This is a genomic window from Kordia sp. SMS9 (assembly GCF_003352465.1).
In the GTDB taxonomy this organism is placed as follows: domain Bacteria; phylum Bacteroidota; class Bacteroidia; order Flavobacteriales; family Flavobacteriaceae; genus Kordia.
Genome location: NZ_CP031153.1, coordinates 86,137 through 109,892 on the forward strand (window position 1 = coordinate 86,137; position 23,756 = coordinate 109,892).

Genomic DNA, 23,756 nt, shown 5'->3' on the forward strand with positions numbered 1-23,756 from the left:
AACTCAAATTTTAATTTTGGTAATCACTCACACTATTTATATTTAAAAAACGTGGTAAACTCTCTAAAATTAAGACATATACAGTTTTCACACTCCATTTCAACACTAAGCTTCACATTACTTTTCATAAAAACTGGTCACTTTTTTCTTTAAAAAAATAGGAATATTAACATATTATTATGATTTTTGGGATAGCTAATTCAAATAATTAACACAATGAGAACAAAGTTTAATGGAATGTTAACGCTGTTACTGGCGTTGATGGTGCAACTTGCGCTTGCACAAGAGAAGACAGTCAAAGGTACTGTTTCCGACGAATCTGGAATTCCGCTACCTGCGGCCAGTGTAGTCGTTAAAGAAACAAATTCAGGTACGACTACTGATTTTGATGGAAACTACTCCATCCAAGTAAATCAAGGTCAAACACTTGTATTTAGTTATGTTGGTTACAAAAAGAAAGAAATAGTCGTTGGAGGAAACAACACTATTGATACTTCTTTAGAACCCGACAACCAACTAGAAGAAGTAATTATTACTGCACAGGGTATTAAAAAGGAAAAGAAAGCCTTAGGTTATGCCGTAACCACCGTAGATAGTAAAGACTTAGAGCAGAAAGCTGACACCGATATCGGTAAGATATTACGCGGTAAAGCATCTGGTGTACGTATTACAGGTTCTGGAGGTGTGTCTGGTAGTGGATCTAACATTATTATTAGAGGACAGTCTTCTATTACTGGTGGAAACCAACCTTTATTTATTGTAGATGGCGTTCCATTTGATGGATCTTCTGGTAGTGCCAACCAATCTGCAAGTTCAGGAGCTTTCCAATCGGGTAACGTTGCCAGTAGATTTGCTGACATCGATCCAAACAACATTGAAAGCGTAAGTATCTTAAAAGGTTTAAGTGCAACTGCTTTGTATGGAGGTGAAGGACGAAATGGAGTAATTTTAATTACTACAAAATCTGGAAAAGATGCAAACAAGAAAATGGAAGTTACTGTGAATCAGTCAATTTTCTTTAACGACATCATTTTACCAGACTACCAAAATACTTGGGGTAACGGTTTCCAAAATGTATATGGAGCCTTCTTTAGTAACTGGGGAGCGCGTTTTGACAGTCAAGCAACAATTGACAACGCATTTAGAACGTCTATTTTAAATAATTTTGGTGTGGAACCATCTGTTTTATTTCCAAACAGACCTGAATTAGACAATCCAAATGTTACATACAGAGCGTATGATAGCCAAGAAGCATTCTTTAAAACAGGAACTATTGCAAGTACTTCTGTAAATGTTGCTGGTTCTTTTGGAGACAAAGGAAGCTTTAATGCTTCATATGCACATGTGGACGACCAATCATTTATTCCAAACAACAGCTTACGAAGAGATAACTTCTCTGTAGGGGGAACATTTAAGATGTCTAACAAGTTTACTTTATCTGGTAAAATTAGTTTAGCAAAAACAGACATTAGAAGTCCATTTACAGATGCTTCAACAGGTAGTGACGTAACATCGTCTACTGCAGGTACTGGAGGTATTGCTTCTATTTGGAATATTTTGTATTTACCACGAAGTGTTGATATTACTTTACCAAACCAACACCCTATTACAGGAGAAAGTATTTGGTATCGTGGTGGAAATGACCGTACAAACCCAGCTTGGGCGTTAAACAATACACAAGACAAGCAAAGTACAGATCGTGTATTTACTAATTTTGTAGCGATGTATGAAGCTGCGGATTGGTTAAACATTAGCTACCGTTTAGGTATTGACAGTCAAAACACAAAAGGAAGACGTGTAATTAATAAAGGATCTAATGATGGTTTACATCCTAATGGATACTTACAAACAACGTCACAAAGATTTACAATTTGGGATCAGTCTTTATTAATTGGTATTGACAAAGAACTTTCAGAAGACTTTGGTTTACAAGCAACAATTGGTGCTACTACAAAACGTCAAATTTTTGAGCGTGATGGTTCTGAAAGTAGAGATCAAATTATTTATGGTCTATGGAATCACTTAAACTTCAGTAACTCAAGTACAATTATTGAAGGAACTGTTTTTGCTGATAACAATACAACATATCAAACATTTAGCGAGCAAAATAACGTTGCAGCTTATGTTTCTGGAACACTTTCATATAAGAATTTCTTATATTTAAATACTTCTTTAAGAAATGAGTGGAACTCAACATTAGAGCAAGAAAACAGATCTCAGTTTTCTCCTGGTGTAAGTATGTCATTCATTCCAACATCTGCATTTGAAGGATTGCGTTCTAAAAATTTAAACTTCTTAAAGCTTAGAGCTGGTTATGGAACATCTCCAGGATTCCCTGGTCCATACACCACAAGAAGTGTAATTTCGTTAGTGCCAAACATTTTTCAAACTGCTGGTGGAAATTCTACAACAACTACTAGTATTCCTAATTTCTTACCAAACCCTGACTTAAAGCCAGAGCTTTCTAAGGAATTTGAAGTAGGACTTGAAGCTAGATTATTAGACAACAGAATTGGATTCGATTTTACGTACTACAACAGAGATACTGAAAATCAGATTATCCAAAGACCTTTAGCTCCTGAAACAGGATATACGAGTACATTTACTAACATTGGTAATGTAATTAATGAAGGTTTTGAAATTGGATTTGACATCACACCAATACGAACGGAAGATTTTGAATTTAAATTGACTGGTAGCTTTACACAAAACGAAAGTTCTGTAAAAGGATTGGATGATGGAGAGCAAATTCAATTTGGAGGTCTTTTCAGCGGAACAACTAATGCCGCTATCAACGATCAGCCTTTAGGTGTAATTGTTGGTGGACAAATTTTAAGAGACGCAGACGGAAATCGTTTAGTTGACGAAAATGGATACTGGATTCAAGATCCGAACAATGGTATCATTGGAGATCCAAACCCAGATTGGTTTACAACTGTAAATACAGGAATTACCTGGAAAAACTGGACTGTTAATATGCAGTGGGAATACCAACAAGGTGGAGACATTTATGCAACTACTGTTGGTGCATTAGTAGGTAGAGGACTTGTAGAAGATACAGATTTTGACAGAACGCAAAGTATTGTATTGCCAGGTGTTCGCCAATCTACAGGACAACCAAACGACATTCAAGTAACCGCTACGGAAGCATATTTCAACAACATTGGATTTGGAATTGACGAAGTACTAATTTATGATGCTACACATGTCAGATTAAGAGAAGCTTCTATAAGCTATAGACTTCCTAAAAAGTGGCTAGACAAAACCCCTTTCGGAAATGTGTCATTGACACTTTCAGGTCAAAACTTATTCGTAAAAGCATTCAATACTCCTGACAGTGTAAACTATGATCCTGAATTAAACAGTTTAGGTGTTGGTAACTCTCAAGGATTTGATTACTTGACTTCTTGGAACTCAAGAAGATACGGTATGAGCGTAAAAGTAACTTTCTAAAAAAAAATAACAATGAAAATAAAACATAACAAATTATTTTGGTTGCTAGGTCTAATACTTGTATTCTCTTGTGAAACAACAGAATTAGATTTACTAGTAGATCCAAATCTTCCCGCTCCAGATGCCTTGGATGCGGATACAAATTTAAATTTCATCCAATTCCAGTTAGCTGAATTCTTTGAGGACGCTACTGAATCTGGAGGAGAAGCTGTACGTTTAGAGTATATGTTTGATACATATGCCATAAACTTTAACAACACAAACGCTAGTAATAGCGGAATGTGGACTACTGCATATGCAAATATCTTAAACGAGGTTGAAGCATTAATTCCAATTGCAACTACCGCTGGACGTGTTAGACACATTGGTGTGGCTCGAATTATTAGAGCTTACACTATGATGACTATGGTTGATTACTTCGGTGATGTTCCTTACTCAGAAGCATTACAAGGTGATGTTGGAGTTGTTTTCCCTGCTGTAGATGCTGGTTCAGATGTATATGATGCTGCATTTGCTGAAATTGATCAAGCTTTGGCTGACTTTGCTAGTATTGATGGAAATACTCCTGGCTTCAATGACTTATACTATGGCGAAAACAATAGTACTACAATGAGCAATTGGACAAAGTTTGCAAACACTTTAAAGCTTAAATACTACTTAAACAGAAGATTGATTGACCCAACAGGTTCAGCTGCTGGAATCAATGCCTTACTTGGAAGTGGAGATATCATTACTTCAAGTGCAGAAGACTTTAAATGGTCTTCAGGAACATCGATAAACCCACAAAGTAGACACCCATATTTTGTTGAAGAATATTTGGCTGCCAATACTGGGGAATACATTCCTAACTATTTAATGTGGACTCTTGGAGTAGAAAAAGGTGCAGACGATCCACGATTAAGATACTACGTATACAGACAAGTTAGTTCTTTCCCAACAGATGAAGCTACTTTAAACAATGAAATTGATTGCTGGAACAATCCTAGACCTGCATCCTATGCAACAATAGATGCTATGCAAGTTGTTCCACTACCATTCTGTTCTTTATTTGGACGAGGTGATGGATATTGGGGTAGAGACCATGCAAATGCAGATGGTATTCCACCAGATAACAACAAAAGAACAACATTCGGTGTATATCCTGTCGGAGGTCGATATGATGATGATGATGCAGACACCATCGATGATAATGATGGATTACAAGGAGCTGGTATTTGGCCAATCATGATGGATTCATTTGTATACTTCATGAGAGCAGAAGCTGCACTATACTTAGGTACTTCTGATGATGCTGCCGCTATGTTAGAGCAAGGAATTAGATCATCTTTAACAACAGTAACTTCATTCTTACCTAATCCAGGAGACTTTACAAACACTGCTTCTGCAACAGATATTGATGACTACGTAAATGGTGTAATGGCATCATACATGGCTGCTACATCAGATGACGATAGAATGGACATCATTGGTAAAGAATACTGGATCGCTATGTATGGTAACGGTGTAGAAGGTTACAACCTTTACAGAAGAACTGGCGCTCCAGGAAACTTACAACCTACTTTATTAGGTACAGGTTCGTTTCCAAGATCATTCCTGTATCCAAATGTTACAGTTGACAGAAACATAAACATCTCTCAGAAGCCTGGACTTACTGTACAAGTATTTTGGGATAACAATCCTGCTGAGTTTATTCAATAAAAAAGAGAATTATGAAAAATAAATTTTTAAAAACCATTGTAGCTATAAGTGCTGTTTGTATAGCATTTTATAGTTGTAAAGACGACGATACGTTGCCTGTAGATTTTGATGAATTAATCAACACAGGTGTGCCTTTTGCTGCTGAACTTGCAACAAATGGATCAACTAACGTAAATAAATTAGACCCAAGCAGTTCTAGCTTTTCAAAAGACTATCAAATCATTTCTCCTTCTGGAGGAACTGATGTTACGAGAGTTGATGTATATGTAGGGCTTACAGGACAAAACCTTACTACAGATGAAGCGCTTTTAGCTACTATTGAATCATCTAGCTTTACAAATTCTGACGGAGGATATCCCGAAGTAAGTGTGGCTTTTGATGGAGCTTCAATCATTAATGCTTTAGGAATCGATCCATCTGCTTTAGAAGGTGGTGATACTTTCAACTATAGATTGGCATTGACAAATCCACAAGGAACATTTTCAGATGTAAGTGCTAACTTTGACAATCAATCTGCCGATCACACATTTGCTTCTACAGTAGTTTGTGACTCACCTACTTTACCTGCTGGTGACTGGACAATTGATATGCAAGATTCTTATGGTGATGGATGGCAGCCTACTACCAGCGGTGGTGGTGGACCTGGAATCACAGTTACATTAAGTGATGGAACTGTATTCGAAATTGGACTTTGTACTCCTTATGAAGATCCAGGATACGCATGTACTGCTGGATCAAGTGCTGGTACTGTAGTAATCACTATTCCTGCTGGAGTTAGTGGCGACTGGGTTTTTAATGGTGATTTCTGGGGAGAAATGTCTTTCCAAATTACAGGACCTAGTGGAAGTACTGTTGCAACTGCAACCGCAGGATCATCTGCTGGACCAATAGCATTAAACTTATGTAATGAATAAATCGTTATGTAAATTATAAATCTATACCAAATAAAAGACTGCCTTCAAATACGTTTTGAAGGCAGTTTTTTTTATGTCAATAGCAAAAAATAAAATCGTCTTCTAACATTACACAAACTTGAATTTTGAATTGTAAAGTTTCTTTTATAAAAACCAAAAAAATTGAAAAGTCACCACATTCTCATCAAAATCTTATCAATCCGTTAAATTATTTAACAAAACTATCTCATTTTGATAATTTTACGATTTAACACAACGCATTGCCCTCATTTCTACACCTATACCTTGATAAATAAGCATAAAATAACCCTCATTTTTTAAAAAAACTTAGTCTATCAATGCATTTTTAAGAAAAAAAAATTGGATTATTAACATATAATTAGGATTTTTGGCGATAGCTAATTCAAATAAATTAAAAAAATGAGAACAAAGTTTAGTGGAATTCTAACGCTATTCCTAGCGTTATTTGTGCAAATACTCTTTGCACAACAACAGACTGTCTCAGGTACAGTTACCGATGACACCGGTATGCCGTTACCAGGAGCAACTGTTTCGATTAAAGGTACTACTTCAGGAAAGACTACTGATTTCGACGGAAATTATTCTATTCAAGCTAATAACGGGCAAACGCTTGTATTTAGTTATGTAGGATATACTGCTCAAGAAATCAAGGTTACGTCTACTACTATCAATGTGCAATTAAAACAAGGTGAAGCTTTAGAAGCTGTAACAGTAGTCGCTTATGGCGGAGCTGTAAACAGTGCAAAAGTAGCATCTTCTATTGCTACAGTTGATGGTTCAACAATTGAGCAGGTTCCAATTAACTCTTTAGACCAAGTACTTCAAGGTGCTGCGGCAGGGGTTAACGTGAACACAGGTTCTGGTCAACCTGGTCAATCAGCAACAATTATTATTCGTGGTCGTGGATCTTTAAATGGAGACATTGAGCCATTATTCGTAATTGATGGTGTACCAGTAGATCAAGATAACTTTAGAAGTTTAAACCAAAATGACATCGAAACTTTATCAGTTTTAAAAGATGCGGCAGCTACAGCAATTTATGGAAACAGAGGTGCTGGAGGTGTAGTTATCGTAACAACGAAAAAAGGTAAGAAAGGATCTGGAGTAAACATTCAGTACAGAGCACTTTATGGTGTAGCTGTAAAGCCTAAAACAAGATTTCAGGTAATGAATACTACACAGCTTTTAACTTGGCAAAGAGATTTATTACCAGGTACACAATTTGGTGATGGTCAATCTGATGCGCAAATTGCTAGAATTGCTGGACAAGCAAATACTAATTGGGAAGATATTTTCTTCCAACAAGGAACTACGGTTTCACACGAATTAAGTATTTCTACAGGTAATGAAAATACAAGTTCATATACATCTATGCAATACTTCAAGCAAGAAGGTATTACTTTAGGTAGTGATTTAACACGTTTCTCTTTCAGAAATAACTTTAATGGAAGTTCTGAAAATAAGAAATTTAACTATGGAACTACATTAACGTTGAACCGTTCGGTAAGTAACTTTATTGTAGATGCTGCCAGAGGAAACAACACAGGTGGTCAGTTAGACAACCCGTTCATTGTACCTTACATTGGTAATCCATACATGAGCCCATACAATCCTGACGGAAGTTTAAACATTTTCGGTACAAGACGAAGTGGAGCTTTAAATGATGATGGTACTGTAGGAGATCCTAATGGATTCTTAAACACGCCTTTCTTAGCATTAAACACTGCACGTTTAAATACTGACCAAGAAACTGAATTTAAAGCAGTAGGTAGTATCAATGCAGATTACAACTTTGCAAAGAACTTGACTATTGGAGGACAAATTGGTATTGACTACACGAATATTGAGTTATTACAAATTACTGCTCCAGGAAGTATTAGAGGTTTAATTACTCCTAACCAAGGATCTGAAGTAAAAGGTGATCAAGCTGAAACATACTTTAGAGATGCTAACTTCATCTTAAATGCTTATTTAAGATACCAAAATGATATCACTGACAAATTGAGCTTATCTGCTTCTCTTTATGGTGAGTACAACTATTCAAACACTCAATCTGCTGGATTTAGAGCATTTGGTTTGAATCCTGCATTACCAACTTCATCTGCTGGTTTTACTAGTGGTAACACACAAGAAGGTGAAGACGAAAACGGAGATGGAATTTTAGATGCTGCTACAGAGCTTGCATTGAACTATGTGCCAACTGTATTTTCATCTGAAAGCGAACTAGCATTAGCATCTATCTTTGGTACGTTAGATTTAGATTATGATGGTAAGTATGGTTTCTCTGGAACAATTAGACGTGACCAAACTTCACGTTTCCCTAAAAACCCTACAGGTACATTCTGGTCGGTTGCTGGTCGTTGGAATATTGACAGAGAAGATTTTATGAGCGATGTTGATATTATCAACGCTTTAAAAATTAGAGCTAGTTACGGAGTTGTAGGTAACCAAACAGTTGGTGGACGTTATCAAGGACTTCAAACAGTATTTGCTGATCCAACAAGTTACCAGTTAGGAACTGGGTACGGTTTAGGAGGATTAGTTGATGAAGAAATTCAGTGGGAAACAACAAACCAATTGAACGTTGGTTTAAGTTTTGGACTTTGGAATAACAGATTATCTGGTGAATTTGATTACTATGACTTCTTAACAGATAGATTATTTTCAGACGATGCGCCTTTATCTGTTGCACAAACTGGGTATAATACAGTAATTACAAACATCGGTAGTATGAGAAACTCTGGTGTTGATTTACAACTTGCATATGACGTATTAAGAAAGTCACAAACAAACCCTTGGGCTATTACTGTTCGTGCAAATGGTAACTACAACAAAAACAGAGTGGAAGAATTACCAGTTGGATTTACAGGAAACACACTTCGTGTAACTGAAGGTCGCCAAGCATTTACTTGGTTCGACGTAAGATGGGCTGGTGTAGATCCTTCAAATGGTCAACCACTTTACTACGATATCGACGGAAATATTACAAACGTATTTGATCCAAGCAATGCAGTGTATTTAGATAAAAACTTTGATCCAACATATACTGGAGGTTTTGGAGCTGATATTTCATACAAAGGTTTTGCATTAAATGCTTTATTTTCTTTTGCTGCTGATAGATGGAGACGAAATGGTTCTTTAGCTATTGTTGAAGATGCTTCGTTAGCAGGATTTGCGAATCAATCTGTTACGATGTTAAATGCTTGGACAACTCCAGGACAAGTAACTGATATTCCTAGATTATCTTTCCAAGGACGTGCAGAAGTTGGAGATCGTTACATTGAAGATGCATCTTTCTTACGTTTAAGAAACCTTTCTTTATCATACACAGTTGATTCTAAAATTTTAGAAAAAACAAATGTCTTTTCAGGAATAAGAGTTTTTGTACAAGGTACTAACCTAGTTACATGGACTAAATGGAGAGGATTTGACCCAGAAGGTAACCAATCTGGAGGATTCTTTGACTATCCTGTACCAAGAACATTCTCTTTAGGATTTGACTTAAACTTTTAAAAAATAAAAAATAAAATGAAAAAATATTTTCTAATACCAATTATTGTCACCTTACTATTTACAGTAAGTTGTGATGATCAATTAGAACGTTTTCCCGTAGACACTTTAGTGGAAGAGACTGCTTTTCAAAGTGTATCTGACTTAGAAAACGGGCTTCGCGGATCCATCAATAGTATTAACCGTGGCGGTGGACAAGGAAGTTTACTTGCCTTTAACTCTATTTTTACAGACAATTGTAAAGTTGGTGTAGACAATGGTGGACAACAGATCGCTACTATCAACCAAATCTTAAATTCACAAGGTGGTGATCAAGGTACATGGACTGATAGATATAACGCTATTAACAACTTTAACCGTCTTTTAGCTGCAGCTAGCACTATTGCTCCTGGAGTTGGAGAAGAGTTTTCTTATGATAACATCTTAGCTCAAGCGTATGCATTTAGAGCTTATCTACACTTCAACTTATTAGAGTATTATGCAGAAGATTTGATGAATGATTCATCATTAGGTGTATATTATCAAAATGTAGTAGCTACTTCTGGATTCCCAGCAAGACAAACTGTTGGCGAAAATTTAACAGAAATTGAAAATGATCTTACATTAGCAGCAAGTTTAATGCCTTCAAGTGCAATAGACCCTAATTATGCTACACAAGAATTCATTACATTCTTACGAGCTAGAATTGCATTATATACTGGTGATTACAATACCGCTATTGCAAATGCAACTGAATTAATCAATACCAATACATTAGCAAATCAAACACAATATGCTGCTATGTTTGCTGGAGACGGTGATAGTACTGAAGTAATATTTAAATTTGATAATGTACAAGGAAACAATGCTTCTATCGCTTTCAACTGGATCTTTACAGGTACAGGTGGTAGCTTTATGGAAATGTCTAACGGATTATTCCAAGCATTCTCTCCTGGTGATATTCGTCGTGCTGTAAATGTAGATCCTGAAAGTAATCCTGGTGATAGTCCAGCTTTACTAGTAATTGGGAAGTATCCGCCAAACGCTGATACTAACTACATCAACGATTACAAAGCGATGAGACTTTCTGAGATGTACTTAGTTAGAGCAGAAGCACATGCTAGAAAAGCAGCTCCTGATTTTGCTGCTGCTGCTGCTGATATCAGTACACTTAGAACTGCTAGATTTGGTTCTACACAAAATGTAGCTACATATTCTTCAGTAACGGATGCTATTACGAACATCAAAGCTGAAAGAAGAATTGAATTATGTTTCGAAGGTTTCAGATATTTAGATATTAAGAGATACAGAAATATTTTAAATACAGGAGTTGAAAGACTTCCTGTTGATTGTGAAACTGTTCCATGTTCATTGCCTGTTTCTTCTGAGAAATTTACATTCCCAATTCCTCAATCTGAAATCAATGCAAATCCTAATATGGAGCAAAACTCTGGATACTAATAAATTAAAAAAAATATAAATGAAAAAATTTGCAATATTATTTATTGGAGCTCTTTTTCTACTTACTTCATGTGAGGAAACAGAATCACCAATATACGATCAAGGAAGCCAGCAAACGCTCGTGAGTTGGGGAAGCCCTTCAACTAGCGTTGGTGTATTTCCTGGTCAGACAGTAAATACTACTATTGAAATCAATGCTAGTAGACAATCAACTGTTGAAAGAACTGTAACGATATCTGTAAGTGAAGAATCATCTTCAGCAGCAGCAGAAAACTATATTATTCCTACATCATTTACAATCCCTGCAAACACATACTTTGCATCATTTGATGTAACTATTACGGATGCTTCACTAGGATTAACACCAAGTACAATTGTTTTGAACTTGGATACTGTTGACGATGGAGGAAATACAACAACGAACATACATACAATTAGTGCGTTTGAATTAGCTCCATTAACTGGAGAGTACCTAATTGAGCAAACATCAGCATTGATTGATGGTCCTACATTAGCTACAGGAACAGTTGTAGAAGTAAATTATGTATCTTCTACACAACGTTCTTTTGATACTGCTAACTATCCTAATTATTGTAGTACACCTAACACATTTACATTTGACTTAGTTGGAGGTGTTACTGGAGAGATTGTTGTTCCTGTACAAAATAGTAACTGTCCATGTTCAAGTGGTGCTAACTGGTTTGGACCTGCTGATGGACCAAACGAAACGTACGACTTAAATGATGATTCAGTATTCTTTGTAACGTTTGCAGATGATGTACAAGAAGACTGTGGTGCTGTAGCTGACACAACTTATAGATTTACTAAACAATAATAATTTTTAATAATTATGAAACATATTTTTAAAATAATATACTCAACGGTCATTATTGCAATAGTGATGTCGAGTTGTGCCTCAGATTCGGAGACTTCAAGATTCCAAGACAATCCGGAAACAGGTTGGGTAGAATTTAGAGCTGCTGCAACTACAAGTGGACAAACTGTGACAAACCTTCAAATTCCTGTATCAATTGAAGTTCCTGTATATCCAGAAGGATTTAGCATTAGCTATTCTTTTGAAGCAGTACAAGGTGATTTTACACAATTTGTACTAAATACTACACCAGCGCCATTATTTATTGATCCATTAGAAACCACTAGATCTCCAAATATTTCTATTGATTTAATCAATATGAATATTGGTAGAGATTTCGTAACATCTTTTGATATTGTAATGACAGCAGTAGATAAAACTGGAATCACTTTAGGAAACGGTGAAGAAAGTATTTTGAGACACACGGTTACGATTCCTTGTTCTAATCCTCCTATAACTCCTAACAACTACTATGTTGGAGATTATACAATAGCAGATGTTAGTGCAACAATCGGACCTGGAAACGGAACTGAAAACTTTGCTGGTGGTACAGTAACGTTAGCAGTTGATCCAACAAACCCTAACAGAAGAATCTTTACTGTTGGAGCTTTGCCTGCGTTTAACGGACAGTTAGAGCAAGTAGTAATTGAATTTACTACGGACAATGTTGCTATCTTAGCAGAGGTTGTTGATCCAAGTTTAGCATGTAGTGCTGCTGGCCCATACATCTTTACAACAGATGCAGCTGGAGTACCATGGGATATTTGTAGTGATCAAACAATTACTATTCCTTACACAGAAGATCCAAATTCATCTTGTGGAGGACCATTCCCAGCTTCTTTTAGCTTGACTAAGAATTAATCATAGATTAACGCTATTATACTTAAAAACCACCCAATTGGGTGGTTTTTTATTTTATATTTGCCCCATGCAAAGTAATAACACACAAATTTTTGGTATAAGAGCTATTATAGAGGCGATAAACTCTGGTAGCACCATTGACAAGGTTTTTATTCAAAAAGGGCTTAGAGGTGACTTATTTAATGAATTGGACCAGCTTTTGCGTAAAAACGCAATCAGCACATCCTTTGTTCCACCAGAAAAACTAAACAGACTCACAAAAAAGAATCATCAAGGTGTGATTGCCTTGATTTCTCCTGTTGAATTTTATGACCTTGATTCTCTAGTGTTATCTGTCATAGAATCAGGAAAAACACCCACCTTTCTAATTCTTGATCAACTTAGTGATGTTCGTAATTTTGGAGCCATTATTAGAACCGCTGAATGCACAGGAGTTGATGGAATCATCATTCAGAAAAAAGGAGGCGCACCTGTTAACGCAGACGCCGTAAAAACTTCTGCAGGTGCCATCTTTAAAATACCAATTTGCAAAGTAGATCACATCAAAGATGCTATTTACCATTTGCAAAGTTCAGGCATACAAATTGTCGCAGCCACTGAAAAAACAGAACACAACGTATATGATGTCAATTTTACAGTTCCAGTAGCAATTGTGATGGGTTCTGAAGGAAAAGGCGTTTCACCCTCTATCCTAAAAATTGTAGATCACAAAGCAAAATTACCTATGTATGGTGAAATTGCTTCCTTGAATGTTTCTGTGGCGTGTGGCGCGTTTTTATATGAAATTGTACGACAACGTTTGGACTAATTATTCTTCCTCAGAAGATGTCGTGCTACTTACATAAATATAATTTACTTTGATAGTAGGTTGCAAAACAGGCTGCTCCACTACTGCTTCATCCTCAGGTAATGTTTCCATAAAATTTCCGTTTTCATCAAAATGACGCATAAATGGATCATCATCTGGCACAAACTCCTTTTTCTCCCATTCGTAGGTTTCTTTGGCATACACGACAGGAAGAAAAACTGCCAATAAAAATCCTGTGATGAATCCTCCCAGATGCCCTTCCCAAGAAATATGTGGTTCTATCGGAAACAAATACCACAACATTCCGCCATATACAAACATAATGATCAATGAAACTGCCACAAAACGATAATATCCTGTAATAATTCCCTTGAAAAAGATAAAACTCATCAACACATAAATAAAACCACTGGCACCAATATGATTGGCTTCTCTTCCTATCAACCATGTGATGATTCCTGAACCGAACAACCCCACAATAAAAATAGTCCAACGTTGCGATCTGTAAAAATAAATAACAGCCGCACTGAGTAAAAACAACGGAATGGTATTATTCCACAAATGATTCAAACTTCCGTGAATAAATGGGCTAAAAATGACACCGCGCAAGCCTTTTAATGTTCTTGGGTACACGCCGTAATCATTGAAACGAAATCCAAAACGTACTTCACTCCAATACACCAACCAAATTGAAAAAATAAAAATAAATGGAAGTAACACCACTGCTGGTGTGAAAATAAAAGGGTGTTTTTTAGAACTCATAGCAGTTATTAGTCAAAAAATTAGCCAAGATTCGTTTGCATGAAAAATTGTCATAGCCACGATTCTGTTGCTATTATTAAGGTTTTTCCTCAAAAATACTATGGCGAACGCATATAACTATCTGATTATTAATAACTAACTTAAATACAACTTAAAAAACCAACACCATGAAAACACAATCAACACTTACAGTTTTACTATTGCTTTTACTTTTTTCGTGTAGTCCCGAAGAAAATACAAGCGATAAAATCATTCAAGGAAATAATGTGAAAACCTTATATGATTTTGACAATTATGGCATATCTCATAACCTAGCGATGGATCATATTGCTACGATGCCAAACTTTAATACTGCATCTTTGGAAGATATTTTCTACTTTGCTGATACGTATACCGATGCCTATTTGGATAATTCTTGCCAATGCAATGATTGGCAAACACATGAAACACAAATGGACATGATAGAACAGCTACAGGAAAACATGAACAGTGCTTCCAGTATTCTTGTAAATATGAATGTCATCACACCACAAGAAGTACCACTAACGGATATGCTCTTTACCATTTTTGACAATGCAGTTTCTCTTCAGAATAATTCCTATAAAAGCATTCAAGAATTTACTGCCGAAATTGAAGCTCTTGAAAATTTTGTCTTCAACAATTACACGATAATATATGATCCTGTTGCAAAAACTGGAAATTATGCGGCTACTATTTTAGGAGCATGTAGCATTGCCAAAAATAGTTACAGCTATTGGGTCACTGCAACACTTAATAGCGCTCATTCGTGGAACTATCGCTTAACACAATTAAATCCAGCTACTAGAAACGGCAATACCATATCGCCAATACAAAAAGGTATTTTTGGTGATATCTGGCGTGGTATAAAAAGAGCTGGAGCTGACGTTGGAGGTTTTATAGTAGGTGGAGATTGCGGCGGTATCTTAGATGGAAGAGATTTAGGATGCGCAATAAAACACGCCAAAAAGAAATCTTCAGGCGTACGCAGATAGCATCATAATTTAAAAAAGCACATCAGTCAACTACTTCGGGGAAAGCATCGGAGCATTTAAATCTCGATTATCGAGTAACTTGTTTTTTTGTAGTTGCAATATCTTCTGGATACTTCTAATGCATAGTTTGGATAATTGCCTTATTTTTACAGCATGAGTGAACCACTAGCTGAACGCATTCGTCCAAAAACATTAGAAGACTACATCAGCCAAGAACATTTGGTTGGAGAAACTGGTGTGCTTACACGCCAAATACAACAAGGAATCATTCCTTCGCTCCTGCTTTGGGGACCGCCAGGAACAGGCAAAACAACGCTGGCAAATATTATTGCCACCACTTCGGATAGACCTTTTTATACGCTTAGCGCGATTAGTTCTGGAGTAAAAGAAGTTCGGGAAGTCATTCAGCGAGCAAAACAAGACAATGGTTTATTTACCACCAAAAACCCAATTCTTTTTATTGATGAAATTCACAGATTCAGCAAATCGCAGCAAGATTCGTTGTTAGGAGCCGTTGAAAAAGGTTGGGTAACATTAATTGGAGCTACGACCGAAAACCCCAGCTTTGAAGTCATTCCTGCATTATTGTCGCGCTGTCAAGTATATGTATTGAATCCTTTCGGGAAAGAAGATTTGGTAAAATTGCTACAACGCGCCATCAAAGAAGATACAGCACTTTCCAAGAAACAAATTACACTCAAAGAAACAGAAGCACTTTTGAAACTTTCTGGCGGTGACGCACGAAAACTATTGAATATTTTTGAACTATTAATCAACTCCGAAGGAACTGACGAAGTCACCATTACAAATGAATTAGTGCTAAGTCGTGTGCAAAAAAACACGGTTTTATATGACAAAACGGGCGAGCAACATTACGACATTATTTCAGCATTTATCAAATCCATTCGTGGAAGCGATCCTAATGGAGCTGTCTATTGGTTAGCACGGATGATTGAAGGCGGCGAAGATGTAAAGTTTATTGCACGGAGAATGCTTATTTCTGCGAGTGAAGACATCGGAATTGCCAACCCAACAGCTTTGGTGATTGCTACGAATACGTTTCAAGCAGTTTCTATCATTGGCTATCCAGAAGCGCGTATCATTTTGAGTCAATGTGCAGTATACTTAGCGACTTCTGCTAAAAGTAATGCTTCGTACATGGCAATTAAAAAAGCGCAAGCTTTAGTCAAAGAAACTGGCGATTTGTCGGTTCCGTTACACTTGCGAAATGCGCCAACAAAGTTAATGAAAGATTTAGGCTATGGCGAAGATTACAAATATTCACACGATTACAATCATAATTTCGTAGCACAAGAATACTTGCCTGATGAAATTTCCAACACAAAAATATATGATCCTGGAAGCAGTCCACGAGAAAAAAGTCTCCGCGATTTCCTGAAAAACCGCTGGAAAGATAAGTATGATTACTAAAGTACTATCATGACTGCAACACTTATCCTTTTTTGTGTAAACTTAATTGTTGTATGACAATTTTATCATCATCTTTTCTAGATAATTCGAGTTCAATTGCTAGTTTTAAACTATCTTGAAGTGTCCAAACAAATGTTCTGCCATAAAACCCACTAGAAAAAACTAAATCACCTTCTCCAATCTTATTTTTTAGTTCCTTGAATGTATCTCGATACTGCAATCCAAAGGGTAGTTTCCCTTTAAAAGATTTGTGTTGCCAACTCTCTTTTTTATAATTATTAAGAAAAATTACATCAATAATACCCAGACTATCAATTCTAATTTGAATTCCATCGTCTTCATATACATAATCTTTTTTTTCTTTCGAGAAATCTCTAATTTCTAATTTGCCTAACTCTTTACTATATGTCCGTACTTTTTTAGAATTGATATCAACACCAATAAATTCATACAGATTTTGATTGATAAACTTTTCACTTTTAGTCGTTTGTACATCAGTGTTCTTGGAAGAAGTTAAGGTTGTTCTCGTTTTTTGTGTACACGACAAAAATATACATAGCAAAAAGAGGTGTAAATATTTCATTACATAAAGAGTTGATTACTTACTATTGCCTTTTCAAAAAATACTTTAAAACTTAACATTCAACACCTTCTTTTTAGTGCCGTTGCCTGACGTTTTTGACAAAATCCATTTGCCATTTTCTTTGTACACCGTAGCGTCTTGCCCTTTGACCAAATACACATTAGGAACGCCCGATTTTAATAAAATCATCACCACTTTTGGTGTACTATCTACCAATTGATAGCCGTTTTCAATTGGTTGCGCATACAAAACATCTTTTTTACTTTCAGTAGTTGCCATTTCTTTTTCCTCAACTTCCTGAACTTCTACCACTTCTTCATCTCCTTCTTTGAACGTAACTGGTTCCATAGATGTTGGATCTGATACTGTCACTTTCTCGGAAGTTTCTTCGACAACTACTGGCGGTGGTGGTGGCGGAATAACTTTCTTTTCCTTTGGTTGATAAGAATAATTCTTAGCTTCAATCGCTTCAAAAGCACTGCGTATCGTTAAATTATACGCCTTTGCATATTCCTTCACTTTAGTACGTCCAAAAGGTGTTTCCAACACTATTTGATTGGAACAATCGCGCAAAACAATGGACGTTTTGGTCATAAAAATACTAGACTCATTGTTGATATCAGCGTATAAAGCCATACAGCGATCGTTTCCTAATTCCGCAGGAAAATCTTCATTATCATACAATACCTCAAAACCTTCTTTTTTAAATAAGTGACGCACCAACGTATTTACGCGGTATTTATCGTGTTTTTTTAAAAAGTCAAATTTATACGGAACAACTACATATTTATATTGATTCAATTCTTGTGAAAAACAAGAACATGTGATAAAAAGGAAAAGAACACTCGCCAAAAAACGTTTCATCTGTGTATGGTATTAGGTTTTGTTTATCTATAATTATGCTCCAAATTAAGAATTTTATTGGAATACGCTACTTTTTCTCCATCGGAATGACATAATTGAAGCCTAATTGTACAGAAGCGTAATTAGATTGCGCCAAATTTTGATATTCCAAAAGATTATCTGCCATAATGTAAAAGTTGATATTTCCAATATGTGAAGACAATCCTACTCCAATATTTGTTCGTGAAAAACCATCTACTGTATACGTCACTTTTCCACTTAAAAAAGGAAACAATCGTCGGTAATAAAAGGCAGAAAGTGACAATTGCGGTCTGCGCGAACGTCCAATCGCAAATAATTGCATCCCAACTTCGTTTAAATAATCGCCATCATCCGCAGTACAATTGCATTCTTTGTCCATTTTTTTTCCATAACGATACGATGCAGAACCATTGATTTTTGGCGAACGCCAAGCGATGTAATTATTGGAAATGGTATCTAATTCGAATAAATCTTCAAAATTATCCGTAATTTCTTGCCAGTATTCGTCTGCCGTTTGTCCAGAACCATTGTTGGGAAAGAGCGGGTTGACACCTTCAAAGGTATATTCGCCTTTTAGGGTATAGGTTTCCACATCTTTGGTGTGATAAATAAAGCCGAGATCTTGTATGCTTCCCGTGATTGTCCATTGTTCTTTGGGATGATATGTAAATCCGAAATCGGCTCCCAAACCTAAATTTCCACCAAAAAGTACGCGTTTGCGCAATTCTTTCACTGCTTCTCGGTTCCAATCGTTTTGTCCGTCGTTATCCAAATCAATTAAAGACGCATAGCCAGAGGTTTGGAGCTCTAAATCCAAATCAAACGTATGGTCGTAAAAGTTATTGGTTCCTTCTGTAGTGATGAAACTTCCCCTGTTATTGGTCGATTTAAAATTGAGCAAACTCGAATAGATTTTCCCACGAAAACCATAGGTCCACTTTTCATTCACTTTGGTTGTAAGCCCAACATGCAATACCGAAAGCAATTCGCCTTTCCCATTCAAATCACTCAAATCAAATTCGCGACCAATATTACTTTGATTTCCTTCATACGCCAAAATTGCATAATCTCTCGGATAGTAAAAATGAACATCCAATTCTTGATACAAACCAAAAGACACATATTTATTGGGCGCATACGAATTTCCATACGCAAATCCGCCACTCAAAATTTCCAATTGTTGATTGATGGTGAAATAATCATTTCGATCCAAATTAAACACCACACGACGCAACTTTTCATTAAAATTGACACCATTATCGGCAAACAAATCATACACGGTAACGCCAGAAGCGCCAGCACTTGCATGAATGTGTGACAACAACGGAACGCCTACATGCCATTTGTAGTTTACTTCCGCGCCAGGATTGAGTAACAACGATTGCGGAATGTCTGTAAAATTATAGAGCAATTGTTTGTTTTGCGCAACAATTACACACGAAAATAATAGCAATATGAAACTGAGTTTTTTCAAAGACTGCGCACGTATTATTCGTTATCAATTAAAAAGAAAAGCGTTGCTTTTGAACGCATACCAATAGCTCCAAGACTGTTATCATCTAACGGAATTCCTGAGGCACTTGGAAACATACTCAACACCAATTCAAGTCGTACAGTACTTTTGAGTTGTTCTAGCAGCACATCTTCAAAGATTTCAGTATGTGTGGTAACGACTTCAGTATTGCCGTCTGGTATCACATCAATTGCAAACGCATAGGTAACTTGATCGTTTTCATCAAACATGATGATATCTGCTCGAAATGTACGATCAATAGAATTGGTGACTTCAAAAAAGAATTCAGTTCGTATTAGGTTATCGCGCAGAAACTCGTCATTAAAAACATCCAACTCCAAATCGTCACCAACGGTAACAATGGCAGTTCCTGTAGGTTCTGAAAATTCGGAAGCATCAAAGTCAAAAAAGATCAAACTTGATTCTACAACGGGCGAAATGGCAATGTCTTCTGCTTGTTCAAAATCTACATCTTCTACACAAGAAACCAACACACATAGCATTAGCAATAAAGAGAATTTTTTGAACATAGCGCGACCGATTTAGTTTTATGTATTGAATTCGTTTACACTTTTTTAATGTACTAAAAGTTTATGCGAAATCATTGAATAATGGAGTATTTTTCAATACCTAAGAAAAGAAAAAAGATTCTTTCTCTAATAACAACTGTTTCTTAAAAAAACGACACTTTTGCGGTTTTATTACAGATATTTTTCAATTTCAGTCAAATCATGTACCAAAGGACAGAGCAAATGTGTGTATTTCTTGTCAAAATCAACATGAATCACATTCATATGTACCTTTAATGCTCCTAAAACATCAGCTTCCAAACTATCTCCTATCATCATCGCGTTTTCAGGAGCAACGTTTGCCAAATCTAAGGCATGTTCAAAAATCTTTGGGTTGGGTTTTTTCACATGCACACTTTCCGAATCCACAATATGTTCAAAGTAGGATAAAATTCCAGAAGCTTTTATTTTTTTGTGTTGCACTTCTCGGAAACCGTTGGTAATGATATGAAGATTGTATTTTTCTTGGAGATTTTTCAACAATTCTTCAGCATATTCAAAAAGATGATTAAAGCTGGATAAATACTGAATGTATTGCTCAGAAAGTGTATTGATCAATTCGTCAGATACTTCAAAATTAATCGCTTGAAACGTTTTCGCCAAACGCTGGTATCGCAATTCTTTTTTCGAAATTTTTTCTTCTCGGAACAATCGCCAGTATTCTAAATTTACGGGCACATACACCGCAAGAAAGCGATCATGATCGACCTCAACCTTGTTTTCGGCTAGTATTTTTTTGAACGTTAACGCGGAGTTTTTTTCAAAATCCCAAAGTGTGTGATCTAAATCAAAGAAAATATCAGTGATGTTCAGCATTGTTATATTTTTTTAACAAATTGATATATAGCTCTTTCCAATCCATACTGCGCTCTGCAAGTACTACATTGTGAAATACCGCTGCAAAAATACCATTTACTTTTTGGACTTCCACTGCCATTTTCATGATTTCATCGGTAAAAACTTCCGCTTCTAAATACCCTGTAAATTCCAAACAAAACGGATGTACGCGCAACGGTGTTTGTATTTCCATGCCAATGTCATAAAAGTAAAACGGATTGCAGGTTCCTGCACGAAATCCAAGCGCATCACGATAGCCCATGGAATAATCTTCTGAAAATTCTAAATCAATTAAGTTTCTGTAGAATTGCGGTACATTCAACATGTTGTGATGTTGTCGCACACGTTTTACAGGTTTGTTGATCGTAGTATTGAGTCGCTTCTTTTCTTTTTTCAATTTTTTGGCTTCGGAAAAAGAAGCATACGATGCCAACAGTCCAACTTTGCTATAATCCGACACATTTTTAATCAAGCGAATGAACTCATTTTTATAGATCGATACATTGTGATCGTTCGTAGAATAATCGCCAATTTGAAAGAAATAATACGCTTTTGTGTTGTATACTTTGTGCAGTGCAATTAGCTCGTCAAAATTGTTGAATGGATCGTCGCGCATACCTAGTAATACCGCGAAACGTTCTATGAAACGTGAAAATTTAAACCGAACAATATCTGTAGCAAATCCACCAAGCGTTCGTAGAATTCCACGTTTTTTATATGCATACGCTACCGGAACATTGATCATGGGTGTGTATGTGAATTCACGCTCTTCGGGAACTACGTCTGGAAAGCGATCTGAAAAGATTTTTAAAAACTTCTGACACCAAATATCTACGACAGGAATGGTGAGAAAACCGTGTTTGTATGCCAAACTTTCTGCGGCAGTGTAGCGTCCGTGTTCGTCTTTTACATACGGTAAATATTCTTCGTAGCGACTCAACATGTAGAAACTTGCTGCAAAAATGTCAAAAGGCACTGTACTTTTTTCTCCTGCGGGAAAGAAACAAGGAACTTCATCCCATTGTTGAATCGTAATGTCTACTTCTCCAATACCTTGCTCAAATAGTAAATCGTGACTTCGTACCGAAAATTCGTCGCCCAAAGGCTGCTTTACGTACGACATTTTAACTTCGTTGTGCGCAATAAAGGTTTCTATTTTCGTGGTAAAATCAATAGGAATTCCCAGAATACGTGTCAGTACATGTTTAAATGTATACCGAAGTCTTGGTGTAATTTTTTTGGTGTATACTAACAGCATTTAGAGTAAGTTTTCATCAGCGAAACTAAAATACTCTTTTTCTGTGATAATTAAATGATCTAATACTTTTATATCTATATTTTCCGCTCCCATGCGTAATTTTTTGGTAATTGCTTTGTCAGCTGCACTTGCTTTTAAGGTTCCTGATGGATGATTGTGCGCCAAAATAATGGCAACAGCACCTACTTCTAACGCCGTTTTCAATACGAGACGGATATCGACCAACGTTCCTGTAATGCCGCCTTTACTCAAACGTAATTTTTTTAGCACTTTGTTGGAATTGTTGAGGTACAGAATCCAAAATTCTTCGTGTGGCAATTCGCCAATAATCGGCTGCATGATGTCAAATACCATTTTGCTCGACGTTATTTTTTGGCGTTCTACTTTGGTTTCTATTTGCCTACGTTTTCCGAGTTCTAACGCTGCAATAATCGTAATTGCTTTGACCAAGCCAATGCCTTTGAATTTCTTGAGTTGATCCGAAGATAGTCTTCCTAGTTCGTTCAAATTTCCATCAACAGAAGCTAAAATTCGTTTGGAAAGCGACACCGCACTTTCGTCTTTGCTGCCCAAACGAATTAAAATGGCTAACAATTCCGCATCACTCATTGCTGTTTTTCCTTTGAGTGCTAATTTTTCACGTGGACGATCGTCTTCTGACCAATATTTTATGGATTGAAGGTTTGTCGTATTGTCTTTCATTTCTGATACTATTTCTTTAAAGCTAGTCTTTTTTTGGTTTGAATAGTCAAACGAGTTTGTAAGCGTTGAAAAAAATGTGTGAACGTTATTTTTTGGGAATTATTTTTAGGTTTCCCACGATTGCAGTACCTTTAGATCACACCTAATTTTTATACATACAACAGCTATGAAATCATTATTTGATGACGCCGTACGTGAAGAAGTTTTACAGCGAATTGATAGTTTAACACCAGCATCTGTTCCTTCTTGGGGAAAAATGTCAGTAGGACAAATGTGTACACATTGCCAAAAACCTTTGGAATTGTCTATGGGGAAAATTGCCTTGACTGGAAAAAAAGCGGGTTTTATGAAACGCTTGGTGTTTAAGATTTACAAACCCTTGATGTATAATGACAAACCTTGGACGCAGAATTTGCCAACCGTACGCGATTTTTTGATTACCGATGCACGCGAATTGGCTACCGAGAAAGCGAAATTAGCGGAATTGGTTACAGAGTTTCACAATTACAAAGAAGCGACAGAATGGCCAACGCATCCAATGTTTGGAAAGTTTACACATGAACAATGGGGAAAAATGCAATACAAACATTTACACCATCATTTAAGTCAATTTGATGCCTAATT

At 36.4% G+C, this 23,756-nt stretch carries 19 protein-coding genes; 11 read left to right on the plus strand and 8 right to left on the minus strand.

Annotated elements, in window-relative coordinates:
• The first annotated feature begins 216 nt into the window (after positions 1–216).
• The 8 genes from KORDIASMS9_RS00405 to rlmB all read left to right on the plus strand — a co-directional run bounded on the left by KORDIASMS9_RS00405 (position 217) and on the right by rlmB (position 13,579).
• Positions 217–3,453 (plus strand): SusC/RagA family TonB-linked outer membrane protein, encoded by a 3,237-nt coding sequence (locus tag KORDIASMS9_RS00405; protein ID WP_114900952.1) that lies wholly within the window; start codon positions 217–219, stop codon positions 3,451–3,453.
• A gap of 12 nt (positions 3,454–3,465) precedes the next feature.
• Positions 3,466–5,151: a SusD/RagB family nutrient-binding outer membrane lipoprotein gene (locus tag KORDIASMS9_RS00410; protein WP_114900953.1), complete on the plus strand. Its 1,686-nt coding sequence runs from the start codon at positions 3,466–3,468 to the stop codon at positions 5,149–5,151.
• 11 nt (positions 5,152–5,162) lie between these two features.
• On the plus strand, positions 5,163–6,065 hold the full coding sequence (locus KORDIASMS9_RS00415; protein ID WP_114900954.1) for a hypothetical protein: 903 nt from the start codon (positions 5,163–5,165) through the stop codon (positions 6,063–6,065).
• 420 nt (positions 6,066–6,485) lie between these two features.
• Positions 6,486–9,599 carry a SusC/RagA family TonB-linked outer membrane protein gene (locus tag KORDIASMS9_RS00420; protein WP_114900955.1) on the plus strand — a complete coding sequence of 1,038 codons (3,114 nt, stop codon included), beginning with the start codon at positions 6,486–6,488 and terminating at the stop codon, positions 9,597–9,599.
• Between the two features lie 15 nt (positions 9,600–9,614).
• Positions 9,615–11,036, plus strand: coding sequence for a RagB/SusD family nutrient uptake outer membrane protein (locus KORDIASMS9_RS00425; RefSeq protein ID WP_114900956.1), 1,422 nt, complete (start codon positions 9,615–9,617; stop codon positions 11,034–11,036).
• Between the two features lie 19 nt (positions 11,037–11,055).
• Complete coding sequence (locus KORDIASMS9_RS00430; protein ID WP_114900957.1) at positions 11,056–11,871, plus strand: hypothetical protein; 816 nt, start codon at positions 11,056–11,058, stop codon at positions 11,869–11,871.
• Positions 11,872–11,886: 15 nt separating this feature from the next.
• Entirely contained in the window at positions 11,887–12,771 is an 885-nt protein-coding gene (locus KORDIASMS9_RS00435) for a hypothetical protein (protein ID WP_162819692.1), read from the plus strand.
• 67 nt (positions 12,772–12,838) lie between these two features.
• Complete coding sequence (gene rlmB, locus KORDIASMS9_RS00440; protein ID WP_114900959.1) at positions 12,839–13,579, plus strand: 23S rRNA (guanosine(2251)-2'-O)-methyltransferase RlmB; 741 nt, start codon at positions 12,839–12,841, stop codon at positions 13,577–13,579.
• Here the strand turns inward: rlmB and KORDIASMS9_RS00445 are convergent, their stop codons facing one another.
• A complete protein-coding gene (locus KORDIASMS9_RS00445) occupies positions 13,580–14,341 on the minus strand; it encodes a rhomboid family intramembrane serine protease (RefSeq protein ID WP_114900960.1) in 762 nt (253 codons plus the stop codon).
• A gap of 167 nt (positions 14,342–14,508) precedes the next feature.
• Here KORDIASMS9_RS00445 and KORDIASMS9_RS00450 point away from each other — a divergent pair, with 167 nt between their 5' ends.
• Together KORDIASMS9_RS00450 and KORDIASMS9_RS00455 are read left to right on the plus strand one after the other, a co-directional pair.
• Entirely contained in the window at positions 14,509–15,354 is an 846-nt protein-coding gene (locus KORDIASMS9_RS00450; RefSeq protein ID WP_114900961.1) for a hypothetical protein, read from the plus strand.
• Between the two features lie 153 nt (positions 15,355–15,507).
• Positions 15,508–16,785 carry a replication-associated recombination protein A gene (locus KORDIASMS9_RS00455; protein WP_114900962.1) on the plus strand — a complete coding sequence of 426 codons (1,278 nt, stop codon included), beginning with the start codon at positions 15,508–15,510 and terminating at the stop codon, positions 16,783–16,785.
• Positions 16,786–16,807: 22 nt separating this feature from the next.
• Here the strand turns inward: KORDIASMS9_RS00455 and KORDIASMS9_RS00460 are convergent, their stop codons facing one another.
• From KORDIASMS9_RS00460 to radC, 7 genes are all read right to left on the minus strand, one after another.
• The gene (locus KORDIASMS9_RS00460; protein WP_114900963.1) at positions 16,808–17,368 is read right to left on the minus strand and encodes a hypothetical protein; all 561 of its coding nucleotides are present in this window, start codon (positions 17,366–17,368) and stop codon (positions 16,808–16,810) included.
• A 45-nt stretch (positions 17,369–17,413) separates the two neighbouring features.
• Complete coding sequence (locus KORDIASMS9_RS00465) at positions 17,414–18,232, minus strand: hypothetical protein (protein WP_114900964.1); 819 nt, start codon at positions 18,230–18,232, stop codon at positions 17,414–17,416.
• Positions 18,233–18,299: 67 nt separating this feature from the next.
• On the minus strand, positions 18,300–19,727 hold the full coding sequence (locus KORDIASMS9_RS00470) for a DUF5723 family protein (protein ID WP_205318020.1): 1,428 nt from the start codon (positions 19,725–19,727) through the stop codon (positions 18,300–18,302).
• A gap of 14 nt (positions 19,728–19,741) precedes the next feature.
• A complete protein-coding gene (locus KORDIASMS9_RS00475) occupies positions 19,742–20,296 on the minus strand; it encodes a hypothetical protein (protein ID WP_162819693.1) in 555 nt (184 codons plus the stop codon).
• A 171-nt stretch (positions 20,297–20,467) separates the two neighbouring features.
• Positions 20,468–21,151: a YjjG family noncanonical pyrimidine nucleotidase gene (locus KORDIASMS9_RS00480; protein WP_114900966.1), complete on the minus strand. Its 684-nt coding sequence runs from the start codon at positions 21,149–21,151 to the stop codon at positions 20,468–20,470.
• Positions 21,135–22,430, minus strand: coding sequence for a polysaccharide deacetylase family protein (locus tag KORDIASMS9_RS00485; RefSeq protein WP_114900967.1), 1,296 nt, complete (start codon positions 22,428–22,430; stop codon positions 21,135–21,137). The genes KORDIASMS9_RS00480 and KORDIASMS9_RS00485 overlap by 17 nt, the downstream gene beginning before the upstream one ends.
• Complete coding sequence (gene radC / locus KORDIASMS9_RS00490; RefSeq protein ID WP_114900968.1) at positions 22,431–23,132, minus strand: DNA repair protein RadC; 702 nt, start codon at positions 23,130–23,132, stop codon at positions 22,431–22,433.
• A gap of 166 nt (positions 23,133–23,298) precedes the next feature.
• Here radC and KORDIASMS9_RS00495 point away from each other — a divergent pair, with 166 nt between their 5' ends.
• Positions 23,299–23,754, plus strand: a complete 456-nt coding sequence (locus tag KORDIASMS9_RS00495; protein ID WP_114900969.1) for a DUF1569 domain-containing protein — start codon at positions 23,299–23,301, stop codon at positions 23,752–23,754.
• Positions 23,755–23,756 lie beyond the last annotated feature (2 nt).

Bases quoted from the DNA above. Each gene is read 5' to 3' on its own strand.
- KORDIASMS9_RS00445 (WP_114900960.1), bottom strand. From the start codon at position 14,341: ATGAGTTCTAAAAAACACCCTTTTATTTTCACACCAGCAGTGGTGTTA.
- rlmB (WP_114900959.1), top strand. From the start codon at position 12,839: ATGCAAAGTAATAACACACAAATTTTTGGTATAAGAGCTATTATAGAG.
- KORDIASMS9_RS00405 (WP_114900952.1), top strand. From the start codon at position 217: ATGAGAACAAAGTTTAATGGAATGTTAACGCTGTTACTGGCGTTGATG.
- radC (WP_114900968.1), bottom strand. From the start codon at position 23,132: ATGAAAGACAATACGACAAACCTTCAATCCATAAAATATTGGTCAGAA.
- KORDIASMS9_RS00495 (WP_114900969.1), top strand. From the start codon at position 23,299: ATGAAATCATTATTTGATGACGCCGTACGTGAAGAAGTTTTACAGCGA.
- KORDIASMS9_RS00480 (WP_114900966.1), bottom strand. From the start codon at position 21,151: ATGCTGAACATCACTGATATTTTCTTTGATTTAGATCACACACTTTGG.
- KORDIASMS9_RS00410 (WP_114900953.1), top strand. From the start codon at position 3,466: ATGAAAATAAAACATAACAAATTATTTTGGTTGCTAGGTCTAATACTT.
- KORDIASMS9_RS00420 (WP_114900955.1), top strand. From the start codon at position 6,486: ATGAGAACAAAGTTTAGTGGAATTCTAACGCTATTCCTAGCGTTATTT.
- KORDIASMS9_RS00415 (WP_114900954.1), top strand. From the start codon at position 5,163: ATGAAAAATAAATTTTTAAAAACCATTGTAGCTATAAGTGCTGTTTGT.
- KORDIASMS9_RS00430 (WP_114900957.1), top strand. From the start codon at position 11,056: ATGAAAAAATTTGCAATATTATTTATTGGAGCTCTTTTTCTACTTACT.
- KORDIASMS9_RS00455 (WP_114900962.1), top strand. From the start codon at position 15,508: ATGAGTGAACCACTAGCTGAACGCATTCGTCCAAAAACATTAGAAGAC.
- KORDIASMS9_RS00465 (WP_114900964.1), bottom strand. From the start codon at position 18,232: ATGAAACGTTTTTTGGCGAGTGTTCTTTTCCTTTTTATCACATGTTCT.
- KORDIASMS9_RS00425 (WP_114900956.1), top strand. From the start codon at position 9,615: ATGAAAAAATATTTTCTAATACCAATTATTGTCACCTTACTATTTACA.
- KORDIASMS9_RS00475 (WP_162819693.1), bottom strand. From the start codon at position 20,296: ATGTTCAAAAAATTCTCTTTATTGCTAATGCTATGTGTGTTGGTTTCT.
- KORDIASMS9_RS00485 (WP_114900967.1), bottom strand. From the start codon at position 22,430: ATGCTGTTAGTATACACCAAAAAAATTACACCAAGACTTCGGTATACA.
- KORDIASMS9_RS00435 (WP_162819692.1), top strand. From the start codon at position 11,887: ATGAAACATATTTTTAAAATAATATACTCAACGGTCATTATTGCAATA.
- KORDIASMS9_RS00450 (WP_114900961.1), top strand. From the start codon at position 14,509: ATGAAAACACAATCAACACTTACAGTTTTACTATTGCTTTTACTTTTT.
- KORDIASMS9_RS00460 (WP_114900963.1), bottom strand. From the start codon at position 17,368: ATGAAATATTTACACCTCTTTTTGCTATGTATATTTTTGTCGTGTACA.